The sequence below is a fragment of the Sphingomonas sp. F9_3S_D5_B_2 genome (assembly GCF_054263715.1).
In genome coordinates, this window is the sequence record NZ_JBSZFB010000001.1 from 982,740 (window position 1) to 1,001,759 (window position 19,020).

General features: G+C 65.2%; 21 protein-coding genes. 8 read left to right on the forward strand and 13 right to left on the reverse strand.

Annotated features, from left to right (window positions below; translation table 11 throughout):
* Positions 1-48 precede the first annotated feature (48 nt).
* Genes ACUXST_RS04795 through petA form a run of 3 tightly spaced genes read right to left on the reverse strand, consistent with a single transcriptional unit; the run spans position 49 to position 2,934 of the window.
* The gene (locus ACUXST_RS04795; protein ID WP_458388794.1) at positions 49-996 is read right to left on the reverse strand and encodes a cytochrome c1; all 948 of its coding nucleotides are present in this window, start codon (positions 994-996) and stop codon (positions 49-51) included.
* A gap of 16 nt (positions 997-1,012) precedes the next feature.
* Positions 1,013-2,332 (reverse strand): cytochrome b, encoded by a 1,320-nt coding sequence (locus tag ACUXST_RS04800; RefSeq protein WP_458388795.1) that lies wholly within the window; start codon positions 2,330-2,332, stop codon positions 1,013-1,015.
* Positions 2,333-2,346: 14 nt separating this feature from the next.
* Positions 2,347-2,934, reverse strand: coding sequence for a ubiquinol-cytochrome c reductase iron-sulfur subunit (gene petA / locus ACUXST_RS04805; RefSeq protein WP_458388796.1), 588 nt, complete (start codon positions 2,932-2,934; stop codon positions 2,347-2,349).
* A gap of 188 nt (positions 2,935-3,122) precedes the next feature.
* Here petA and ACUXST_RS04810 point away from each other — a divergent pair, with 188 nt between their 5' ends.
* From ACUXST_RS04810 to ACUXST_RS04825, 4 genes are read left to right on the forward strand one after another with little or no spacing between them, the layout of a single operon-like run.
* A complete protein-coding gene (locus ACUXST_RS04810; protein ID WP_458388797.1) occupies positions 3,123-3,932 on the forward strand; it encodes an alpha/beta hydrolase in 810 nt (269 codons plus the stop codon).
* Positions 3,933-3,980: 48 nt separating this feature from the next.
* The gene (locus ACUXST_RS04815; RefSeq protein WP_458388798.1) at positions 3,981-5,309 is read left to right on the forward strand and encodes an MFS transporter; all 1,329 of its coding nucleotides are present in this window, start codon (positions 3,981-3,983) and stop codon (positions 5,307-5,309) included.
* Positions 5,306-6,169, forward strand: coding sequence for an oxygen-dependent coproporphyrinogen oxidase (hemF, locus tag ACUXST_RS04820; RefSeq protein ID WP_458388799.1), 864 nt, complete (start codon positions 5,306-5,308; stop codon positions 6,167-6,169). Before ACUXST_RS04815 ends, hemF begins: the two co-directional genes overlap by 4 nt.
* Positions 6,166-6,780 carry a GNAT family N-acetyltransferase gene (locus ACUXST_RS04825; protein WP_458388800.1) on the forward strand — a complete coding sequence of 205 codons (615 nt, stop codon included), beginning with the start codon at positions 6,166-6,168 and terminating at the stop codon, positions 6,778-6,780. Before hemF ends, ACUXST_RS04825 begins: the two co-directional genes overlap by 4 nt.
* Here ACUXST_RS04825 and ACUXST_RS04830 read toward each other — a convergent pair.
* A complete protein-coding gene (locus tag ACUXST_RS04830) occupies positions 6,726-7,514 on the reverse strand; it encodes a glycerophosphoryl diester phosphodiesterase membrane domain-containing protein (protein ID WP_458388801.1) in 789 nt (262 codons plus the stop codon). The two genes, ACUXST_RS04825 and ACUXST_RS04830, sit on opposite strands and share 55 nt — an antisense overlap.
* A 95-nt stretch (positions 7,515-7,609) precedes the next feature.
* Between ACUXST_RS04830 and lipB the strand changes: the two genes are divergently transcribed.
* The 3 genes from lipB (at position 7,610) to ACUXST_RS04845 (ending at position 9,054) form a co-directional block, all read left to right on the forward strand.
* Positions 7,610-8,272 carry a lipoyl(octanoyl) transferase LipB gene (lipB, locus tag ACUXST_RS04835; protein WP_458388802.1) on the forward strand — a complete coding sequence of 221 codons (663 nt, stop codon included), beginning with the start codon at positions 7,610-7,612 and terminating at the stop codon, positions 8,270-8,272.
* An 84-nt stretch (positions 8,273-8,356) separates the two neighbouring features.
* Complete coding sequence (locus ACUXST_RS04840) at positions 8,357-8,626, forward strand: hypothetical protein (RefSeq protein WP_458388803.1); 270 nt, start codon at positions 8,357-8,359, stop codon at positions 8,624-8,626.
* A gap of 92 nt (positions 8,627-8,718) precedes the next feature.
* Entirely contained in the window at positions 8,719-9,054 is a 336-nt protein-coding gene (locus tag ACUXST_RS04845; protein WP_458388804.1) for a hypothetical protein, read from the forward strand.
* A 3-nt stretch (positions 9,055-9,057) separates the two neighbouring features.
* Here ACUXST_RS04845 and queE read toward each other — a convergent pair whose 3' ends face one another.
* From queE to ACUXST_RS04870, 5 genes are all read right to left on the reverse strand, one after another.
* Complete coding sequence (gene queE, locus ACUXST_RS04850; RefSeq protein ID WP_458388805.1) at positions 9,058-9,690, reverse strand: 7-carboxy-7-deazaguanine synthase; 633 nt, start codon at positions 9,688-9,690, stop codon at positions 9,058-9,060.
* Entirely contained in the window at positions 9,687-10,355 is a 669-nt protein-coding gene (gene queC, locus ACUXST_RS04855) for a 7-cyano-7-deazaguanine synthase QueC (protein ID WP_458388806.1), read from the reverse strand. The genes queE and queC overlap by 4 nt, the downstream gene beginning before the upstream one ends.
* On the reverse strand, positions 10,352-10,702 hold the full coding sequence (locus ACUXST_RS04860; RefSeq protein ID WP_458388807.1) for a DUF3147 family protein: 351 nt from the start codon (positions 10,700-10,702) through the stop codon (positions 10,352-10,354). Before ACUXST_RS04860 ends, queC begins: the two co-directional genes overlap by 4 nt.
* Before the next feature lie 159 nt (positions 10,703-10,861).
* The gene (locus tag ACUXST_RS04865; RefSeq protein WP_458388808.1) at positions 10,862-11,323 is read right to left on the reverse strand and encodes a cupin domain-containing protein; all 462 of its coding nucleotides are present in this window, start codon (positions 11,321-11,323) and stop codon (positions 10,862-10,864) included.
* Positions 11,324-11,373: 50 nt separating this feature from the next.
* Complete coding sequence (locus ACUXST_RS04870; protein ID WP_458388809.1) at positions 11,374-13,494, reverse strand: TonB-dependent receptor plug domain-containing protein; 2,121 nt, start codon at positions 13,492-13,494, stop codon at positions 11,374-11,376.
* A 194-nt stretch (positions 13,495-13,688) separates the two neighbouring features.
* Between ACUXST_RS04870 and dapE the strand changes: the two genes are divergently transcribed.
* Positions 13,689-14,819, forward strand: coding sequence for a succinyl-diaminopimelate desuccinylase (dapE, locus tag ACUXST_RS04875; protein WP_458388810.1), 1,131 nt, complete (start codon positions 13,689-13,691; stop codon positions 14,817-14,819).
* Here the strand turns inward: dapE and ACUXST_RS04880 are convergent.
* The 4 genes from ACUXST_RS04880 to ACUXST_RS04895 all read right to left on the reverse strand — a co-directional run bounded on the left by ACUXST_RS04880 (position 14,816) and on the right by ACUXST_RS04895 (position 18,917).
* Positions 14,816-16,498 carry a putative bifunctional diguanylate cyclase/phosphodiesterase gene (locus tag ACUXST_RS04880; protein ID WP_458388811.1) on the reverse strand — a complete coding sequence of 561 codons (1,683 nt, stop codon included), beginning with the start codon at positions 16,496-16,498 and terminating at the stop codon, positions 14,816-14,818. The two genes, dapE and ACUXST_RS04880, sit on opposite strands and share 4 nt — an antisense overlap.
* A gap of 76 nt (positions 16,499-16,574) precedes the next feature.
* On the reverse strand, positions 16,575-16,862 hold the full coding sequence (locus tag ACUXST_RS04885; protein WP_458388812.1) for a Smr/MutS family protein: 288 nt from the start codon (positions 16,860-16,862) through the stop codon (positions 16,575-16,577).
* A 214-nt stretch (positions 16,863-17,076) separates the two neighbouring features.
* Positions 17,077-18,267, reverse strand: a complete 1,191-nt coding sequence (gene mltA / locus ACUXST_RS04890) for a murein transglycosylase A (protein ID WP_458388813.1) — start codon at positions 18,265-18,267, stop codon at positions 17,077-17,079.
* On the reverse strand, positions 18,264-18,917 hold the full coding sequence (locus tag ACUXST_RS04895) for a Tim44/TimA family putative adaptor protein (RefSeq protein WP_458388814.1): 654 nt from the start codon (positions 18,915-18,917) through the stop codon (positions 18,264-18,266). Before ACUXST_RS04895 ends, mltA begins: the two co-directional genes overlap by 4 nt.
* Positions 18,918-19,020: the final 103 nt, after the last annotated feature.

Consider the following 19,020-nt stretch of genomic DNA (forward strand, 5'->3'; position numbering starts at 1 on the left):
CGCTTTGGAGCACGCCGGCGGTCGAATCTCAATTGCTGTTTCTTCTGGCTAGCCGGCGACGCCCTGCTTGGCCTTGGCGCTTCTGTTCTTCGCCTGGTTCTCGGCCGTGAGTGGTCCGGTGACCCGCACCTTGCGCTTCGCGTCAGCCCAGACCTGACGGTACGCGAGGTAGCCGAGGATGGACGCGAGGAGGAGGAAGATGGCGACCGCGGTCCCCGCAGCGTGGCGGTTCTCGAGGTTCGGCTCACCCGTCCAGACGAGGAACGCAGCGACGTCACGGGCCATCTGGTCCACGGTCGGCTTGGTACCGTCCGCATAGGTGACCTGTCCGGTTGCCGTCAGCGGCGGCGGCATCGCGATGTTGAGGTTCGCGAAATACGGGTTGAAGTGCAGCCCCGGCGGGGTCTTGGCGTCCGGGAACTTCTTGAGGAGCTCCTCGCCCTTCTCGTTCCTGTAGCCCTGCTGGTTCGCCCAGCCGGTCAGCAGCGAGTAGACATAGGCTGCCCCGCCTTCACGCGCCTTGGTGATCAGCGAAAGGTCCGGCGGCAGCGCATTGTTGTTCGCAGCGCGCGCGGCGGTCTCGTTCGGATAGGGCGACGGAAAGTTGTCGGACGCAAGCGCCTTGCGGCCGGCCGGCTCACCCGTATCCGGGTTGATGCTGGGGACCTCCTGCTGCCACTGGCTGGCGATAGCCTTCACTTCGGCGTCGCTGTAGCCGAGGCCCTTGAGGTCGCGGAACGACACCAGGCTCAGGCTGTGGCAGGCCGAGCAGACTTCCTTGTAGACCTGGAAGCCGCGCTGCAGCTGGCGCTTGTCGAACTTGCCGAACGGGCCATCGCTGGCGAAGTGCAGTGCCTTGGGTTCCCTGTGGAACTCCTCGGCCGCAAGCGGTGCGGGCGGGTTCTGGACGAAGGTCTTGATCCCGCTGAACAACGAAATCAGCAGGACGAAGGCGAAGACCGCGCCAATGAGGCCGAGAATCCAACGAAGAAGCATGTGACTGCCCGTCCCCCTACTCGGCCGTCGCCGTTGCTACTGATCCTGGACGCGGCGCCGAGCCGGCCGGAGCGGATTCCGCCGCTTCACCGTGCAGAACGCTCTCGGAGACCGAGTTCGGCAGCGGCATCGGCGTTTCGAATGCCGACACGAGCGGCAGGATGATCAAAAAATGGATGAAGTAATAAGCCGACGCGATCTGACCGAGCGCGGCATTCAGCGGCGTGATCGGCGCTCCGCCGACGTAGCCGAGAATGAGCACGTCGACGACGAGCAGCCAGAAGAAGCGCTTGAAGACCGGTCGGTACGACCCTGACCGGACCGGCGACTTGTCGAGCCACGGCAGGAAAAACAGCAGCAGGATCGAGCCGAACATCGCCAGCACGCCCCACAGCTTCGCCGACAGAATGAAGTCCGCGGTGAAGGAGCGCAGGATCGCGTAGAACGGCCAGAAGTACCATTCGGGAACGATGTGTGCCGGCGTCGCGAGGGGATTGGCCGGGATGTAGTTGTCCGGGTGCCCCAGGTAGTTCGGCGCGAAATAGGTCACCACCGCATAGAACAGCAAGAAGGCGGCGGCGAACCAGCCGTCCTTGGCCGTGTAGAACGGATGGAAGGGAAGCGTGTCGCGCTCGTCCTTGACGTCGACGCCCGTGGGATTGCTCGATCCGGGGATGTGCAGCGCCCAGATGTGTAGGATCACGACACCCGCGATCACGAACGGCAGCAGATAGTGAAGCGAGAAGAAGCGGGTGAGAGCCGCCTGGTCCGGTGCATAGCCGCCCAACAGGAATATCCGCAGCGGCTCGCCGATGACGGGGAACGAAGAGAAGAAGCCGGTAATGACCTGCGCGCCCCAGTAGCTCATCTGGCCCCAGGGAAGCACGTAGCCCATGAAGCCGGTCGCCATCATCAGCAGGTAAATGACGAGGCCGAGCATCCACACCAGCTCGCGCGGCGCCTTGTACGAACCGAAGTATAGTCCGCGGAAGATGTGGATGTAGGTCACGAGGAAGAAGAAGCTGGCGCCGTTCATGTGCGCGTAGCGGAGCAGCCAGCCCGCATTGACGTCGCGCATGATGAGTTGGTTGACCGAGCGGAAGGCGCCATCGGTGGTGGCGTAATAGTGCATCGCAAGGACGATGCCGGTGACGATCTGGATTGTCAGGAAGATCCCCGACAGAACGCCGAAATTCCACCAGTAGTTGAGGTTGCGCGGCACCGGATAGCCGCCGCCGATGGCGCCGTAGACGAGGCGCGGAAGCGGCAGGCGCTCGTCGAACCAGCGCGCGAGCGGGTGCTTGGGTTCGTAGGCCTTGGCCCAGGAAAAACTCATCTGCTCTTAGCCCCTCAGCCGATCTGCACGGTGGTCGGACCACTGAACTTGTATTCAGGGACGACGAGATTCTTTGGCGCCGGTCCCTGACGGATGCGCGCGGCGGTATCGTACATGGAACCGTGGCAGGGGCAGAAGTAGCCGCCGTAGGGCCCCCGGTTCTCGCCTTCGCCAATGCCCAGCGGCACGCAGCCGAGGTGCGTGCAGACGCCAAGCGTAATCAGCCAGTTCGTCTTGCCAGGCTTGGTGCGCTGCGCCAGCGATTCCGGGTCGCGGAGCGAGGAAACCGGCACTGCATTCGCTTCGGCGATTTCCTTGGGCGTCAGGTTCCGGATGAACACCGGCTGCTTGCGCCAGCTGACCTTGACGCCCTGACCGGGCTGGATCTTGGAGATGTCGACTTCGGTCGTGGCCATTGCCAGCACGTCGGCCGACGGCGCCATCTGCACCAGCAACGGCGCGATCGTGGCAAGGCCGCCGACGCCGGCGAACGCTACTGCGCCAATCTTGAGATAATCGCGCCGGCGAATGCCCTCATCGCCGTCGCCGACAGTCACGGCTGTGTCCTGCGAACCCTCAGCGGACGATGCCTTGGTGGCCATGCTTTCCCTTTTGACGCGATTTGCAGTCTCGTGCCGGAAGGCACGTATGCGACGCCGCCCCCGGGTGCCCGAGAGCGATTGGCGCGCCTGATAGCGAGCGGTTTCGGCGATGTGAAGGGGCCGAATAGCCGAACTTCTGGTCGGCCCGCCCGTTGTGGCCAGCCAAGCTTCCAGCCCCGCGTGAGTCCATGCCTTCGGTCTTCAAGTCACCACTAGCGACGTTCGGCAAGTTCGTGCCCAAGGACGCGGCGAGCGCACGGGTCGCGGGCGGCCTGGCATACGGCCCGCACGAGCGGCAGAAGCTCAGCCTGTTCGCGCCGATCCAGCGTAGCGCCGGGCACCTTCCCCTCATCCTGTTCTTCTACGGCGGATCGTGGCGGTCGGGCTTCCGAGAAGGATATGAGTTCGTCGGCAGGGCGCTCGCGGCGCAGGGCTTCGTCGTCGGCATCGCAGACTATCGCCTCGTGCCGGAAGCACGCTTTCCCCTGTTCCTCGAGGATTGCGCCGCGGCGGCTCGCTGGCTTCTCGCCAATGCGGAGGCGCATGGCGGCGCGGCGGGCAGCATCACCCTGATCGGCCATTCCGCCGGCGCATACAATGCGTCGATGCTCGCCCTAGATCCGCAATGGCTCGGACCCGATCACGACAAAGTTCGGGCTTGGGTCGGCATTGCCGGGCCCTACGTGTTCGGCGCGCCCAACGGGATCACCATCGATGCGTTCGGGCCTCGTGGGCCCGCGGAAGAGGCGCAGCCTATGAACCTCGCCAGTCCCTCGAGTCCCCCGGCCCTCCTGCTCCATGGCGGTCGCGACGCGGTCGTACTGCCGGCAAGCAGCGAGCGGCTGGCTGACCGGCTCAGGAGCGCCGGCGTGGACGCGCGGGCGAAAGTTTACCCGCAGCTCGACCATATCGCGACCATCGGTTTCTTCGCGCTGCCCTTCCGGAGCCGCTCGGCACTGTTCGATGACGTAGTCGGGTTCTGCAACGAACAGAGCTGAGCAACGCGACGGCTGTCGCAAAGCGGCTTGGGTCGTCTAGATGACCACATGGCCGCCTGCAGCGCAGCAAACCCCACGCAACCCGCTCACGTAGGGGTGTCGCGAGCGTCGACCGCAATCGCGGCCTTCTCGACGATCGTGGAATGGTACGATTTCACGCTCTACCTCTACTTCGCCACCGTCCTTTCCCGCGTGTTCTTCGGCGGCGGCGGCCAATCGCTCCTGACTACTCTCGGCGGCTTTGCCATTGCTTACCTGATGCGCCCGTTCGGCGCCGTCGTCTTCGGCTACATCGGCGACCGTTATGGCCGCCGGCGGATGATGCTGCTGTCGGTTGCGCTGATGACCGCGGCGATGCTTGCCCTGGCGCTGCTGCCGACGCGCGCGCAGGCCGGGCCGCTCGCGGGATGGCTCCTCCTGCTCGTTCGCTGCGTGATGGGGTTCGCGGTCGGTGGGGAGTATACGGGCGTCGTCGCGTACCTGCTCGAAGGCTCCCGCCCGGAGCGGCGCGGCCTCGTCACGTCGTCGGCAGCAGCTGCGAGCGAGCTCGGCGGACTGCTGGCGGTCGGAGTTTCAGCGCTGACCGTGTCGATGCTCGGCAATGCGGCGCTCGAAAGCTGGGGCTGGCGAATCCCGTTCCTGTTCGGGGCAGCACTTGCCGGAAGCGTCGGCGTGGCGCGGTCCGCGATGCACGAATCGCCTGAGTTCGTCCGACAGCAGGACGCGGGGACCGTCCCCCGCAACCCGCTTCGCCACTCACTCGCCAACCAGCGCCTCGGCATTCTGCGCGCCTTCGCGATCTCGGCACTCGGGTCGATCACCTACTACGTCGGGATCACCTACGTTCCGGCGTTCCTGACCGCCGTCGGAGCGCTGACCGAGCGCGATTCGCTCTGGATATCCACCGGAGCGGCCGTGGTCGTGATCCTGGTAACGCCCGTCACAGGCCTTTTGTCGGATCGAGTCGGCCGCAAGCCGGTCCTGCTCATCCTCTGCGCCGCAAGCGCGCTCCTGCCGATCACCATGTTCTCATTGATGGCCGGCGGACAGCGCGCCTACGCCCTGATCGGCGCCGTCATCCTTGCCGCAGTGGCCGGAGCAGTGAGCGCGGTCGGCGCAGTCGCCACGGCCGAGCAATTCCGCGGCGAAGGGCGGCTCACCGGCCTGGCGCTCGGCGCAACCGGCGCAACGGCGATCTTCGGCGGCCTGACGCCCTATGTCGCGCAGTTGCTGGTCGGGCGCACCGGGACGCCCTCCGCTCCCGGTATGATGATCGCTCTTGTTGCCGTGCTGGTCTTGCCGTTTCTCATCACACTTCGAGAGACTGCGCCGGCCTTGCGCAGGAGCGCCGAGCTTCGCATTGAGCCCGCCGCATGAAGCTTCTCGACGAACAGCAGCAAGCGGCGCGCGACTGGTTCGAGTCCCTCCGGGATCGCATCTGCGCGGCGTTCCAGGAGATCGAGGCGCAAGCCGGATCCGACGCGACGTTCGAGTACATCCCCTGGGAACGCACCGACCCTTCCGGCGCGCCTGGCGGCGGCGGCGTTCGCGGGCAGATGACCGGCAAAGTATTCGACAAGGTCGGCGTCAACGTCTCCACCGTTGGCGGCGAGTTCTCCCCCGAGTTCGCGCGCAGCATCCCCGGGGCCGCCGAGGACCCCGCGTTCTTTGCTACCGGCATCAGCCTCGTCGCCCACATGGCGAACCCGCACGTGCCCGCCGTGCACATGAACACCCGCTTCCTGACCACGACCAAGCGCTGGTTCGGCGGCGGCGCGGATCTCAACCCGGCGATTGCCATTGCGGAGGACACCGAAGCCTTCCACGCGCGGCTGCGAGCGGCCTGCGCCGCCCACGACCCGACTTTCTACCCGCGCTTTTCGAAATGGGCGGAGGAGTATTTCTTCATCCCTCATCGCGGTGTTGCCCGCGGCGTGGGAGGAATTTTCTACGACCACCTCGACTGCCACGAGCCCGGTCAGGGCCCGACGTTCGAGGAGAACTTCTCCTTCACACGCGACGTCGGCGAGGCATTCCTCGACATCTTCCCTCAAATCGTCCGCAAGCGAAAGGATACGCCGTTTGGCGAGCAGGACCTGGATCGTCTGCTGACGTTCCGCGGGCGCTACGTGGAATTCAACCTACTCTACGACCGCGGCACCCTGTTCGGCCTGAAGACCGGCGGCAATATCGACGCAATCCTGATGAGCCTGCCGCCGGTGGCACGCTGGAAATGAGCTATCAGGCGCTTGCCGACGGTGAGCTGGCGGCCGTGGTCACATATCTGAAGATGGCGCGCCCTTCTGCCATCGAGGTGCCGCCGTCCGAATTGTCATTGTTGCGCGTCGAGCGCCCGGATCTCGCAGATTATCGCGCCCTCTTCCGCCTGGTGGGCGCGCCATGGCTTTGGTTTTCGCGACTCATCATGGACGACGCAAAGCTCGCCGCGATCATCCGCGACCCTAAGGTGGAGTTGTTCAAGGTGGTCGATGCCCAGGGCCGGGCCGCCGGTATGCTCGAACTCGACCTAAGGGAAGCCGGTGCTTGCGAGCTCGCGTTCGTCGGTCTGGTGCCGGAGTTGTCGGGCAAGGGCCACGGCAAGTGGCTGCTAGGGGAAGCGGTGCGGCTGGCGTGGCGCGAAGGGGTCGACCGGGTGCACGTGCACACCTGTTCGCTGGATCACCCGGCGGCTCTGGCGGCGTACCGGCGGGCCGGCTTCACGCCTCACATGCGGGCCGTTGAACGGTTCACCGATCCGCGCCTGCTCGGGTTTCTGCCCCCCGACTGCGCGCCTCAGATCCCGCTGCTCGGCACTCCGACTTCAGCTTCGGCGCGACCGGCACGCTGAGCGTAAATCCGCGCCAGCATCACGAACAGGATCACCGACACGAATGCGCTGACGAGCTGCGCGACGATTGCGAGCAGCAGCCCACCGACGCTCAGCGCCGAAACGTCGCCGAACACTGCCCTGGCAATCAGTCCCATCATGGTCCCTGCCGCAATGATCAACACGAACGCGGCGCCGACGAACAGGATCAGGAACGCGAAGAGCCGCCACCAATTGCCTCTCGTGAGATCCCAGCTGCGGCGCAGGATGGCCAAGGGGCCGACCGGCTCGGCGCTTGCGACAGCAGCCGCAAGGACCAGCCGCACGCCGACGAACACGCCGATCGCTGTCAGGACGGCCAATCCGAGCACGGCACCGCCGTTGGGATGCTCCACGTCCTTGCCAACCATCGTCGACAGCAAAGAGCCAAGTAGCAGGAACGGCACCGCCCACATGAGGATCGAAAGAATGTAGGGCAGCAGTCGGCGGGCGCCGTGGCCGATCGCTTCGGCCACGGAGACATGCGGCTCGATAGACAGCCGGATGATGGCCAGCTGCCCGACCAGCGTCACCACGACCGCCACGAAGCCGACCAGCATCCAGGCTCCAGGCTGCGGCTTGGCCGGGGTCACCACGCCCAGGACCAGCCCGGGGAGGACGAACAATGCAAGCGCAACGGTCCCGATCAGTTTGCCGTCTCGTGCCAGCACGGCCCGCGTTTCGTCCCAGGCTTGTGAAATCGACAATTTGGCCATTCGTGCCCCCGCTATTTCGCCGCGTCTTATGCGGAGCCGTGCTGCGTCGCGCAACGGCGCTTGCCGGGCCGAGGCGCCGAAGCCATGTCGGAGGGGTGACTATTGACAACGATGTAGAATGGCGCACGTCGGACGGGCTCGTGCCGTACCCGGAGGCGCTTGCCTTCATGGAGCAGCGCGCTGCGGCAATTCGCGAACGAGGCGAGCGCGAATGCGTTTGGCTTGTCGAGCACCCGCCCCTCTTCACCGCGGGAACCAGCGCCGACCCTGCCGAGCTGTTCAACCCGCTGAACTTCCCTGTCTTCGATGCCGGGCGCGGAGGCCGCTACACCTATCACGGCCCGGGGCAGCGCGTCGGTTACGTGATGCTCGACCTCGAAAAACGGGGGAAGGACATCCGCCGCTTCGTCCAGAGTCTCGAAGGGTGGATGATCGACTCGCTCGGGGAGCTTGGCGTCTCGGCGCACCGGGCGCCGGGCCGCATCGGTATCTGGGTCGGGGACGGCGCTGACGAAGCGAAGATTGGAGCGCTTGGGGTGCGCGTGAAACGTTGGGTCACGCTGCACGGATTTTCGATCAACGTCGCGCCCGACCTGTCGCATTTCGGCGGCATCGTTCCGTGCGGAATCTCCGAATTCGGAGTCACCAGCCTCGCCCAACTTGGGAAACAAACGTCGATGCGAGGTGTTGATGCAGCTCTGGAGGGCAATTTTTCGCAGTTTCGCAGGACTTTGGGCGAACAGCGCAAAGTCTCTTGATGCAAACTCGCCCTTCAGACTATTGTGCGCGCGATTTGCGACGCGGGTCTACCGGTGCAGATCGCAATAATTAGGGAGTCTTGAATGCGTGCTCTTATCCTGGTCGCTGGTGCGGCCCTGGCGGTTGCAGCTTGCAGCAGCAACGACAACGCCAACAACACCATGAACGTCGACGAGAATCTGACGACGACGGACATGAATGCTACGACGACCGACATGAACGCTACCGATCTGAACGCAATGAACGCGACGGATATGAATGCGACGAACGCTGCCGACACGGCCAATGCCGCTGCCGACACTGCGAACGCTGCTGCGAACAACGCGGACGCCGCTGCAAACAACGCGATGTAATTTCGACGCCTCCCCTTGCGGGAGGCGTTGGCGTATCAAGGGGCTGCCGGTATTTGCCGGCAGCCCCTTTTTTTAGCTCCGGAGCAAGGCCGATGCGCACTTTGATCCTGATTGCCGGCGCAGCTCTCGCGCTCGCCGCTTGCCGCAACAACGACCAGGCCGACAACACCACCAACGCCGACGAGAATCTCTCGGCCGAGAACGTCGTGTCCAATGACGTCACAGCCATCGATGCCGTGACCGGCGCAGATGCAAATATGGCGGCCGACGTGAACTACACGGACCTCAACGATGCGGTCGACGATCTGAACAGCGACGCTCCGAACACGGCCGCGCCCGCCAAGGCCCCTGCGCATCAGCCCGCGAAGAAAACGGCTCCTCCTGCAGCCAAGCCGACCAACGACACCGCGGCAACGAACGCGGAGTGAAGCTCAGGCCAGGCCCACGACCTTGTGGGCCTGGATGGAGAGCCGCCATCGCGGCCGCTCCATTGCGAGCGCAATTGCCGCGTCGAGCGCATGCCTTCGCTCCAAGCAGTCCATCGGCTGCACCAGGAAATGGTCGAAGCTCCAGTCTTCGAGAGCTGCCGGGTCGATACCCGCCTGGGGCCACACGAGCTTCAGTTCATTGCCCGAGCGCTGCACCACGTCGGTGCCGGCTTTCGGACTGACGCAAATCCAGTCGACGCCCGAAATCACCGGCAAGGTGCCGTTGGTCTCGATCGCCACCCGAAATCCGCGACCGTGCAGTTCGGAAACAAGCGCATCGTCAAGTTGCAGCATCGGCTCGCCACCGGTGATCACGACCTGCCGCCGCTCGCGACCCGGACCCCAGATACGTTCCGCGTGATCGGCGAGCGCAGCTGCGGTCGTGAACTTGCCGCCGCCCGGCCCGTCCGTTCCAACGAAATCCGTATCGCAGAAGCGGCACTGCGCGCCCGCCCGGTCCTGCTCCCGTCCGGACCAGAGGTTGCAGCCCGCGAAGCGCAGGAAGACGGCTCGGCTTCCCGCCTGCATTCCCTCTCCCTGAAGCGTCAGGAAGGTCTCCTTGACGGCGTAGGTCACGCGTAGGCCGTGGGATCCGCGATCCCGGCCTCCGCGAATCCTTTCGAACGGAGGCGGCACGCATCGCACTCGCCGCAGTGACGGCCGTCCGGCAGCGGATCGTAGCAGCTATGGCTTAGCCCCGCGTCGAGGCCGAGCCTCTGTGCCTCGCGCGCAATGTCGGCCTTGGTCATGTGCTGAAGCGGTGCGTGGATGGTGAAGCAACCGCCTTCTACTCCAGCCTTCGTCGCAACATCGGCGAGGTCCTGGAAGCCGGCAATGAATTCGGGCCGGCAGTCCGGGTAGCCCGAATAGTCGAGCGCGTTGACGCCGATGAAGATGTCCCGAGAGCCGCTCGCTTCGGCAAGGCCGAGAGCCAGACTGAGGAAGATCGTATTGCGTGCCGGTACGTAGGTGACCGGAATGCCTTCCTCCAACCCGCCCTTCGGAACGTCCACCTCCGCCGTCAGCGCCGAGCCGCCGAAAGCTCGAAGGTCCAAGGGGAGGACGATGTGGCGATCGGTAAGTCCGGCGGCGATCACACGCGCCGAATCGAGCTCGACCCGGTGACGCTGGCCGTAGTCGATCGTCAGGCCAATGACGGAGAAGCCCGCCTCCCGGGCAAGCGCGGCGCAGACCATCGAGTCGAGGCCGCCCGAGAGCAGGACGACAGCCGAGCGCGTCACAGCCTGATTCCCAGTCTCGGCGCCGCCCAGAACATCAATGCGTAGAGTGCCAGGGTCCCTGCAATCACCACCGACATGCTGACCCAGAAGCCGACGCCGTTCCTCAGCAATTTGGGCAGTGCAAGGAACATCGGCAGCGACGGCAGGATGAACCAGAAGATCGAGCCCGACAGCTCCGCGACGCGAAGCCGGTCGCCGGTGTCCCGCCAGAGCCACAGCATTGCCAGAATGGACGTGAGAGGAAGGGACGCGACCAGCCCTCCCCAGCCCGGATAGCGGCGAGCGATCTCCGCTACGAGCGCGGCGACGAGGCCGGAAATGGCTGCCTTGGCAATGAACGGGAACATCGGCCGCGCCCTTAGGCGACAGCTGCCGACAAAAGAAGGGCCGCCGGTCGTGAGACTGACGGCCCAGGTATCGGACCGAAGCCCGATTGGGAGGAAAGCGTGCCGAATCCGGCACTCCACGTACTTAGACCTCTCCGGTTAAACGGCGCCTTAATGACGTCAGACGCGCGACTGGTCGTAGGGCGTCCCGTCCTTGCGGATGTATCGGCCCTCCGCGGTGAACAGCATGTCGATGTCGGAATAGCCGCCGCCGGTGCAGACACCGCCTCCGAACACGACGAACGCGCAATCCTGATCGCTCTCGTTCCGAAGATGGTGTCCGTTGCCGGTGCCCTTCGGAAACGCCGCGAGGTCGCCGGCGTGAAGAACGGTCCTGCCTTCGTCCTCGACCAGGACGATTACGCCTTCGAGGACGACCACGAACTCATCTTCGCCGTCGTGCCAGTGCCGCTGCGACGACCATGCGCCCGGCTTCAGGACGACATGACTCACGCCGAAATCGGTGAGCCGCGTCGCCGGCGACAGCCGCCGCTGGAAGCGGCCGGCAACGGCCTCGTTGAACGGCGGCGGATAGCCGGTCCGGTTTGTCTGCTCGATTGCATCCAGGTCGATCTTCGGCATTGGCGCCCCCGCTGTTCCGGCCTGCCGAATAGCAGGCCGGATGCGAAAGCCTAGAAGCTGCCTTTGACCTGGAGGGTGAAGATGGGCCCGATCAGTTGGTTGTTGTTCTGGAAGAACGCGATCGGGCTGTTGTCACGCCAGTCCTGGTAAACCCTGCGCACCCAGCGATGACGAGCGTTGAGAACGTTGGAAATGGTGGCCCGGACATCGAGGCCCATGACATCCTTGTCCTCGACGTAGAGGTCGAGGAACACCGGTCCCTCCCAACTCCGCGAGACCTCGGTGAGGTAGAAGCTGCGCGTGTAATGCTCGTAGCTGGCCTCCGCTCCCCAGGCGAGCTGCGTATGCGGGATGTCGTGGCGCAAGCTGAAGCTGGCCCAGCGATCGCGAAGGCCGCTGATCGGCCGCTTCTCGCCAGTCAGCGGGTCGCGCACGCTGGTCTTCTCGAAACCGAGCTGGGCGTCGACCTTCGCGCCGACCCAGCCGATCGGGTCGAAGTTGATGGTGCTGGTGCTCTCGGCTCCGTACAGGGTTGCGTGCGGCAGGTTGCCGACACCTTCTGTATGGTCTGCGAGCGGAATCACGTCGACGATGTCTTCGACCTTGTGTGCCCAGGCGCGCAGGCGCGTCTTGCCCCATTTGCCAAGCTCATGGCCGACCTCGCCTTCGACTTCCCAGCTTTGCGGCGGGACGAGGTCGGGATTGCCGGCGTTTTCGCGATCCTCTGAGAATTTGGGCTGCGACAGGAAGTCGTAGAAGCTGATCTGCCCGACGCGGCGGCGCAGTTTCAGGCTTGCGTCCCAGCCATCCACCGGTCGCCAGCCAAGCGAGATGCTTCCCTTCGGCCGGAAGAACTTGCGCCCGGGCTGGTCGTCGTCGACGCGATCGAGCGTCGAGGCTTCCGCGCCGGCCGCAACCTGCAGGTCGAGCTTGGTCCCAAGCGGCCGGCTCAGGGTACCGATGCCCTCGTACCGGACCTCCGTCACGTGACCGGTGCCCTGAGGGTATGGCACTTCGTTGAAGTCTCCCGATGGGTCGAGGATGAATAATCCGCCCTTCTGGTCGAGCGAATTGAAGGCCCGCTCGAACGAGACCTGCCAGTCGTTTTTGCCGCCCTTCCAGCCATATTCGGCACGGCCGATTCTTTCCTCGATGACCGAGTTGCGGCTGAACCGGACACCATCAGGATCCGGCAGGCCGGAGAAATGCGCGATCTGCGTCTGAACGAGCGGTTCGTGGTCCCGGTGTTGCAGGCCGATCAGCTTCAATCGGCCCGGCCCGAGAGCAAACTCGTAGTCGGCGTTCACATCGTAATACCAGCCCTTCAGCGTCGTCTTGATGGTGCGGCCGCCCGTCTCGCCGGACACCAGGAAGCGCTGGTCCGCCTGGTAGCCCGGGTTCCAGTAGGGCGTGTAAGCGAGGGTGAGGTCGCCGACCGAGGATCCGGGACCGTCCAGTTTGAACTTGCCCTGGAAGGTCACGAGGTCTGACTCGTTGTGCAAAGTCTCGTGCCGGCTCTCGATCAGCACGTGGTTGCGATCGTAAATCAGGACCGGTCCGCCGTAGGCGCCGCGACCTGCCTGGTCCCGTACGGAAAGCGTGTAATCGACGGGGCCAGTCGTTCCGCTGTAGCTGACCGAACCGCGGAAGAATCTCGGCTTGGCGTAGTGCGCCCGAATCTGGGGATTCCAGTCGAACTGGCCGCTCGACTTTTTCTCCGACCTGACGATGAAGTTCGCGACCTGGCCGGACAGCCCGGCAATGCCGAGGGCTGCGGCATCGACGATCTCGACCCGCTCCACGTTTTTCGCGGGGATCCGGTGCAGTTCGTCGACCGCACCCGCGTCGCCCCCCGCGTAATTCTTGTTGTTGATGCGCTCGCCGTTGATCAACACGTTCTCGGTCGCCTGGCCGAGCCCGCGCTCCGTCGGGTCGGCGGCGCGGATCGTGAAGCTCGGCAGCTGGATCAGCATGTCATAGGCAGTCCGCGGCGCGAAGCGGGCGAAGTCGGCGGGCGTGTAGACGCGCTTGGTGACGCCATTTGCCGCCTGTGGCGGCGGCACGACGGCCGGATCGCTGGTCGGTACCGGCGTTTGCGCCGAGAGCGGCGCAGCGAGGATGGTGGCTGTGCCGGCGAGCAGCGAAAGACGAAGCCTAGGCAACACGGTCATTGTACGTTTCCCCTGTTTCATTCCGCACGCTCGATCTCGTGCTACATTTGTAGCGTGCTACATTTGTAGCGTTGCCGCAAGCTGTATTTCGATAAACCGGCGACCAGAGACGACCAACCCGTTGTGCTGCACTAACACACCAGGGAGCCGCTCCCTCCGCTTGCCAGCTTGAGAATGGTTGCTAGGGCCGAGGGATGGCCAACCTGCTCGAACCGGTGGCATTTGCCGCCGAGCTAATCCGCTGCCCCAGTGTGACGCCCGCACGCGGAGAGGTCTTCGACTTGCTCGAATCGGCACTTCAGCCGCTCGGCTTCACCATCCACCGCTGGGTACTTGGTGAAGCGCCGGACGGGCCGACGGAAAACATGGTCGCGATCCGAGGCTCCGGCTCACCTCACTTCGGGTTCGCCGGGCACCTCGACGTCGTCCCCGCGGGAGAAGGATGGACCGCCGGACCGTTCGAAGCGCAGGTCATCGACGGCCAGCTAATCGGCCGCGGCGCCAACGACATGAAGAGTGCGATCGCCGCATTCGTAGCCGCGGTCTCGCGCGTCGAGCAGACCGCTGGCACCCTCTCCCTACTCATCACCGGCGACGAGGAAGGTTATGCGACGTTCGGCACGCCGCGCATCATCGACTGGCTGAACGAACGCTCCATCAAGCCGGACATGATCCTGATCGGCGAACCGACCTCCGTGGATCGGCTCGGCGACACGGTGAAGATCGGCCGTCGCGGCTCGGTCAACATGTGGATCGAGGTGCCGGGCGTTCAGGGCCACGTCGCCTACCCTCATCGGGCGAGCAACCCGGTGCCGCCCCTCGCCCGCATCGTCGCGGCCCTTGACGCGCTGCACCTCGACGATGGCACCGAGGTGTTCCCGGCCTCGAATCTGGAGTTCACGGCAGTTTCTACGCCGACCGACGCAAGCAACGTGATCCCGGGATCCGCTACCGCGCAGCTCAACATTCGCTTCAACAATCTGCAGCGCGGCGCCGATCTGGTGCGCCTCGTGGAAGAGATCGCCAAACGTGAAGCACCGGAGGCAACGGTGCGGGCCCGGATTTCAGGCGAGGCTTTCCTGACGCCGCCGGGCGCGCTCTACGACGTGCTGGTCGAAGCGATCCGCGAGGAGACGGGGGTTACGCCCGAGCTATCAACTAGCGGCGGCACGTCCGATGGCAGGTTTCTGATACAGCTTTGCCCCGTGGTCGACTTCGGACTGCCGAACGCGACCATGCACAAGCTGGACGAAAGCGCGGCCGTCGCCGACATCGAAGAACTGTCGAGGATCTACGAACGGATTGTTCGAAAGGTGCTCTGCTAGGCGACGGACTTCGCCGTTTGCCGGCCGCTTCCGACCCAGGCCAGGAATTCCGTCTCGGTCATCGCCGGCGAGAAGACGAAACCCTGCACGACGTCGCAGCCCATGGCGCGAAGCAGATCGGCCTGAGCAACGGTTTCCACCGCTTCGGCCACGATCTCGCACTCGACACCCTTTATGAGGTGGATGACGGCCTGAACGATGACCCGGGCCCGGTCGTTGTTCTCGATGTCCGCGATCAAAGACGGATCGAGCTTGACCCGATCGAGCGGCATCGAGCGAAGCCGCGCCAGGTTCGAGTATCCGGTGCCGAAATCGTCGATCGCGATCGTGGCGCCGTCGGCCCGCAGGCTGCCGATTTCCTGGAGCACGCCGTCGCTCACTTCCATCGCGGCGCTTTCGGTGAATTCGAGCTCGACCAGCGACAGCGGCGCGCGAGCGTCGGCAAACGCCTGGCGCAAGCGAACGAAGAAGTCCGGGCGGTCGACCTGCCGCGGACTGATGTTGAACGAAATGCGCTGGTTGAAGCCGCTGCGATGCCAGTTGCCGAGCACCGACGCGACTTCGCCAAGCACCCAGTCGCCGATCTCCGCGATGACACCGGTCCGCTCGGCCACGGGAATGAACGTGCTGGGCATCCGCAGACCGTCGCGCGGGTGGTCCCAACGCAGGAGCGCCTCGGCCCCGCTGGTCTCGCCCGTGACGAGGCTCATCTGCGGCTGGAATACGAGCTGGAACTCGCCGCGCTGCACCGCTTCCGTCAGCGCCATCTCGGTGGCAACCTTGGCTTCCTGCTCCGCGGCGAGCTGGTCGTTGAACATCCAATGCTGCCCGCCGCCCGCTGACTTGGCTCGATACATCGCGATGTCGGCCGCCCGCATCAGCGATTCGATGCTGGCGCCGTGCTCGGGGGCACAGGCGATGCCGATGGACGCGCCGATGTCGATGCTGTGCGAACTGAGCTCGAACGGCTCGGAGATCGCGAGCACGACGCGACGCGCGATGCGCTCGATCTCGGCGATGGAGCCGACCTCGGGGAAGAACATGGTGAATTCGTCGCCTGCCAAACGCGCGAGTAGCGGGCGCATGCGGGCGCTTCCGGTGTATTCGGCGTTCACGACCACCCTCAAGCGGTTCGCGACCATGATCAGGAGTTGATCGCCACGGGCGTGCCCGAGGCTGTCGTTGACGCTCTTGAACCGATCGAGGTCGACGAACAGCATCGCCGAGCTGGTTCCTTCGGGAGCATCGCCGAGAAGCTTGTCCGCTTCGGACCGGAAATGCAGCCGGTTCGGAAGCGACGTGACGGGATCGTACATGCCTAGTGCGTGCGCGTTTTCGATCGAGGCACGAACCTCAGCGAACAGGGAGTCAACCGCAGCCGCCAGTTTGGGCATGGAGCGGCGAAGCACCGCTGGAGCTGGCGACACCATGTCCCCGTCCTCTACAGCTAGCAGCCGGTCGCCAAGAGCTGCCAAGGCGCGCGCGCTGTCGCTGTTGGGCCGTTCCGCGGCAACGTAGCTGACGAGGAGGCAGAAGGCGCCGGCAAACAGCGCGGCGATGATCTTCTGGTCGAAGGCCGTGATGTATAGGAGGGCCGCCAGCGAGAAGACGAACGAGGCGAAGCCGGCAGCGCACGACAGAATCGCGTTGCTGATTTTCTGGGCGGTGCCTGCTCTCATTGGTCGTCCAGCGCCCCCGGCAACGGCGAGTGCTCGCCGGAAGCGAAGAATTAGCGCAGACAGGGTTAAGAAAGCGTCAGCGGCGCCTCAGGACTATGTACAGGCTGCCACCGCCGCCGTGCCGCGGATGAGCCCCCCTCACGGCCGCAATTCGGGGCGCGTGGCGGGAGACGGCGAGCCAGTCGTGCACGGCAGCCCGAATCTTCCCCCGTTGAACCGGCGCGTCACCCGGCCGATGGTGACCGGTGATCAGGAGCAGTACCCGATCCGCGTTCGAGATCGCCTGCTCCAAAGCCCGGTCGATTGCCGACCAGGCGCCCTCGAGGTTCATGCCGTGGAGGTCGAGCGTGCGATCTGGCTGCACTGAGCCCGAGCGCAGCCGCCGATCCCAGGTGCCATCGAGCGTGGCGCCTGGCTGCGGGCGGGGCTCAGGCCTGGGCTTTGAAGGCCGGGATTTGACCGCTGCCGACTGGGGCGGAAGGGGTGGAGAGGCAGTCGGTTCAGGCTCGCCAGGTTTGACCGGCTCGCGTGACAACGGGCGGATCGTCGCAGTGACCCTGGCCCAGAGTTCCGCCTCGTCAGGGTCGAGCGAGCGCACGCGCCGCGACGCCCTTCGGCAGCAGGATCAGTGCCTGCCCCTTCGCCGCCATGCCGCCGGCGAGCGCCTGCGCCTCGGGACCGCCGCCCCAGAAGGTGTCGAACCGGTTCGACCCCTTGATCGCCCCACCCACGTCCTGCGCAACCCACAGGCCGTTCGGCTCCGGACGATCCATGGCGAGGAAGACCGGCGCACCAAGCGGCACGAACTTCGGGTCAGTGGCGACCGTGCCGTGCGGAGTCAGCGGGACGTTGATCGAACCGAGCGGGCCGGGGCCCGTCAGCACCTTGAAAAAGATGTAGGCGTGGTTCTCCCGCATCAGGGCTCGGCCCTGGTCGGGGTTGGCGCGGATCCAGTCCTTGATAGCCTGCATCCCCGCGCCGCCTGCAGGCAGGATCCCGCGATCACGCAGCAGCTTGCCGACTGCGGTGTACGGCAGCCCGTTCTGCTCGGCATAGCCGATCCGCATGCTGCTTCCGTCCGGGAAGACCACGCGACCAGACCCCTGGATCTCGACGAAGAACAGTTCGACCGGGTCCGCTGCCCAGGCAATCTCGGCGCCACGGTTTGCAAGTGCTCCGTCCTCGATCTCGGCGCGGCTGAAATAGGGGACGCATAGGCCGGTCGCATCATAGCGCGCGCGCCCGGTGGTCCCGTCGGGACGTGCGCAACGCACGAGGTCCGCGGGGACGCCGTAGATCGGAGTGTAGCCGGGCAGCGGCGTCCGCGAGCCCTGGATCGTCGGCTCGTAATAGCCGGTCGCAAACGCCTTGCCGTCGGCGACCTGGACCCAGTCGAAGCGATCGCGGAAGAACGCTCCGGCGCCGCCGGGCAGGACGGTCGCCGCATCGGTGCAGACCTGTGCCCAGTCGGGACCGAAGCTCAGCTCGGACGTGTCCGTCCGCCGCACGACAACGGGGCAACTGATCCGGAATGCCGAAAGCGCACGTGCGGCCGACAATTCATCGAGGACCGCTGGCGGAGCCACCAGCCGGATCCCGGCGGCGCGCGCGTTGGGCGGCGGCGGCGGCGTGATCACGACGGGCGGCGGCTGCGTCGTCGGGGGCTGCGGAGTGACCGGCGGTGGTGACGTTGGCACCTGCACGGTCTTTGCGCAGGCGGCCAGGAGGGTGATTGAGGCGAGCGTCAGCGCCCGTCGGATGAAGCTCACTCTTCCTCGTCGGTTTCGATCAGCAGCCAGTTGGGATCCCGGGAAGATGTGTCGCGCCGGAACGTCCACAGGTCGCGGGTCTGCACCGCGTCGCTGAGCGAGCCGGCAACGACCTCGCCGGCGGCGTTGCGCGTGATTGCGGCGATGTCCGCCTCGAACCGCACGGTCAGCAGGGCAACCGTCTTTTCGAGCGCAGCCTCGGCGATCACTGCCTGGTCAATGCCGACTAGCCGGTTGTCCAGCTTCAGCCCGTCCTTGCCGCGCTGTTCGACAGCCTCCGAGAAGGTCTCGTAAACGTGGGCATCGACGTGACCCCGCAGCGCGTCGAGATCGCCTTTCCAGAAGGCCTCGAGAACCATCCGGTACGCAGCCTTGGCGCCTTCCAGGAAGCGGGCGACGTCGAACGTCGGGTCGGCGGCAAGCACAGCCCGAACACCAGGCCCCGCCGTCGGCAGGTATGCCAGGTCGGCGGGATCCTGCGAAACGGTCTGCGGGACTGCCGACGGAGCAGGCCGTGGCTCGACCCTTGCGTCGGAGTCGGCGGGCTTCAGAATCGGCTGCTGTTCGTGCCCGGTGCGCTCACCGAGAACGCTGTATAGGCGCAGCCCGATGAAGAGGGCGACCAGCGCGAGGATGACGATCACGGCCAAGCTTCGATTTCCAATCTCTCGATACTTGTAGCGAACATAGTGCGCGAGACGCAAAGATTCCAATCGGTCCAACGCACCAGCCCGCCATTGCGCCCCATTTGTG

What these genes read in the sequence shown, in the direction of transcription:
- ACUXST_RS04860 (WP_458388807.1), bottom strand. Translation starts at nt 10,702, where the DNA reads ATGTTCCCGTTCATTGCCAAGGCAGCCATTTCCGGCCTCGTCGCCGCG.
- ACUXST_RS04830 (WP_458388801.1), bottom strand. Translation starts at nt 7,514, where the DNA reads ATGGCCAAATTGTCGATTTCACAAGCCTGGGACGAAACGCGGGCCGTG.
- ACUXST_RS04870 (WP_458388809.1), bottom strand. Translation starts at nt 13,494, where the DNA reads ATGACCGTGTTGCCTAGGCTTCGTCTTTCGCTGCTCGCCGGCACAGCC.
- dapE (WP_458388810.1), top strand. Translation starts at nt 13,689, where the DNA reads ATGGCCAACCTGCTCGAACCGGTGGCATTTGCCGCCGAGCTAATCCGC.
- ACUXST_RS04865 (WP_458388808.1), bottom strand. Translation starts at nt 11,323, where the DNA reads ATGCCGAAGATCGACCTGGATGCAATCGAGCAGACAAACCGGACCGGC.
- petA (WP_458388796.1), bottom strand. Translation starts at nt 2,934, where the DNA reads ATGGCCACCAAGGCATCGTCCGCTGAGGGTTCGCAGGACACAGCCGTG.
- ACUXST_RS04810 (WP_458388797.1), top strand. Translation starts at nt 3,123, where the DNA reads ATGCCTTCGGTCTTCAAGTCACCACTAGCGACGTTCGGCAAGTTCGTG.
- ACUXST_RS04815 (WP_458388798.1), top strand. Translation starts at nt 3,981, where the DNA reads ATGGCCGCCTGCAGCGCAGCAAACCCCACGCAACCCGCTCACGTAGGG.
- ACUXST_RS04880 (WP_458388811.1), bottom strand. Translation starts at nt 16,498, where the DNA reads ATGAGAGCAGGCACCGCCCAGAAAATCAGCAACGCGATTCTGTCGTGC.
- hemF (WP_458388799.1), top strand. Translation starts at nt 5,306, where the DNA reads ATGAAGCTTCTCGACGAACAGCAGCAAGCGGCGCGCGACTGGTTCGAG.
- ACUXST_RS04845 (WP_458388804.1), top strand. Translation starts at nt 8,719, where the DNA reads ATGCGCACTTTGATCCTGATTGCCGGCGCAGCTCTCGCGCTCGCCGCT.
- ACUXST_RS04800 (WP_458388795.1), bottom strand. Translation starts at nt 2,332, where the DNA reads ATGAGTTTTTCCTGGGCCAAGGCCTACGAACCCAAGCACCCGCTCGCG.
- ACUXST_RS04840 (WP_458388803.1), top strand. Translation starts at nt 8,357, where the DNA reads ATGCGTGCTCTTATCCTGGTCGCTGGTGCGGCCCTGGCGGTTGCAGCT.
- ACUXST_RS04825 (WP_458388800.1), top strand. Translation starts at nt 6,166, where the DNA reads ATGAGCTATCAGGCGCTTGCCGACGGTGAGCTGGCGGCCGTGGTCACA.
- ACUXST_RS04795 (WP_458388794.1), bottom strand. Translation starts at nt 996, where the DNA reads ATGCTTCTTCGTTGGATTCTCGGCCTCATTGGCGCGGTCTTCGCCTTC.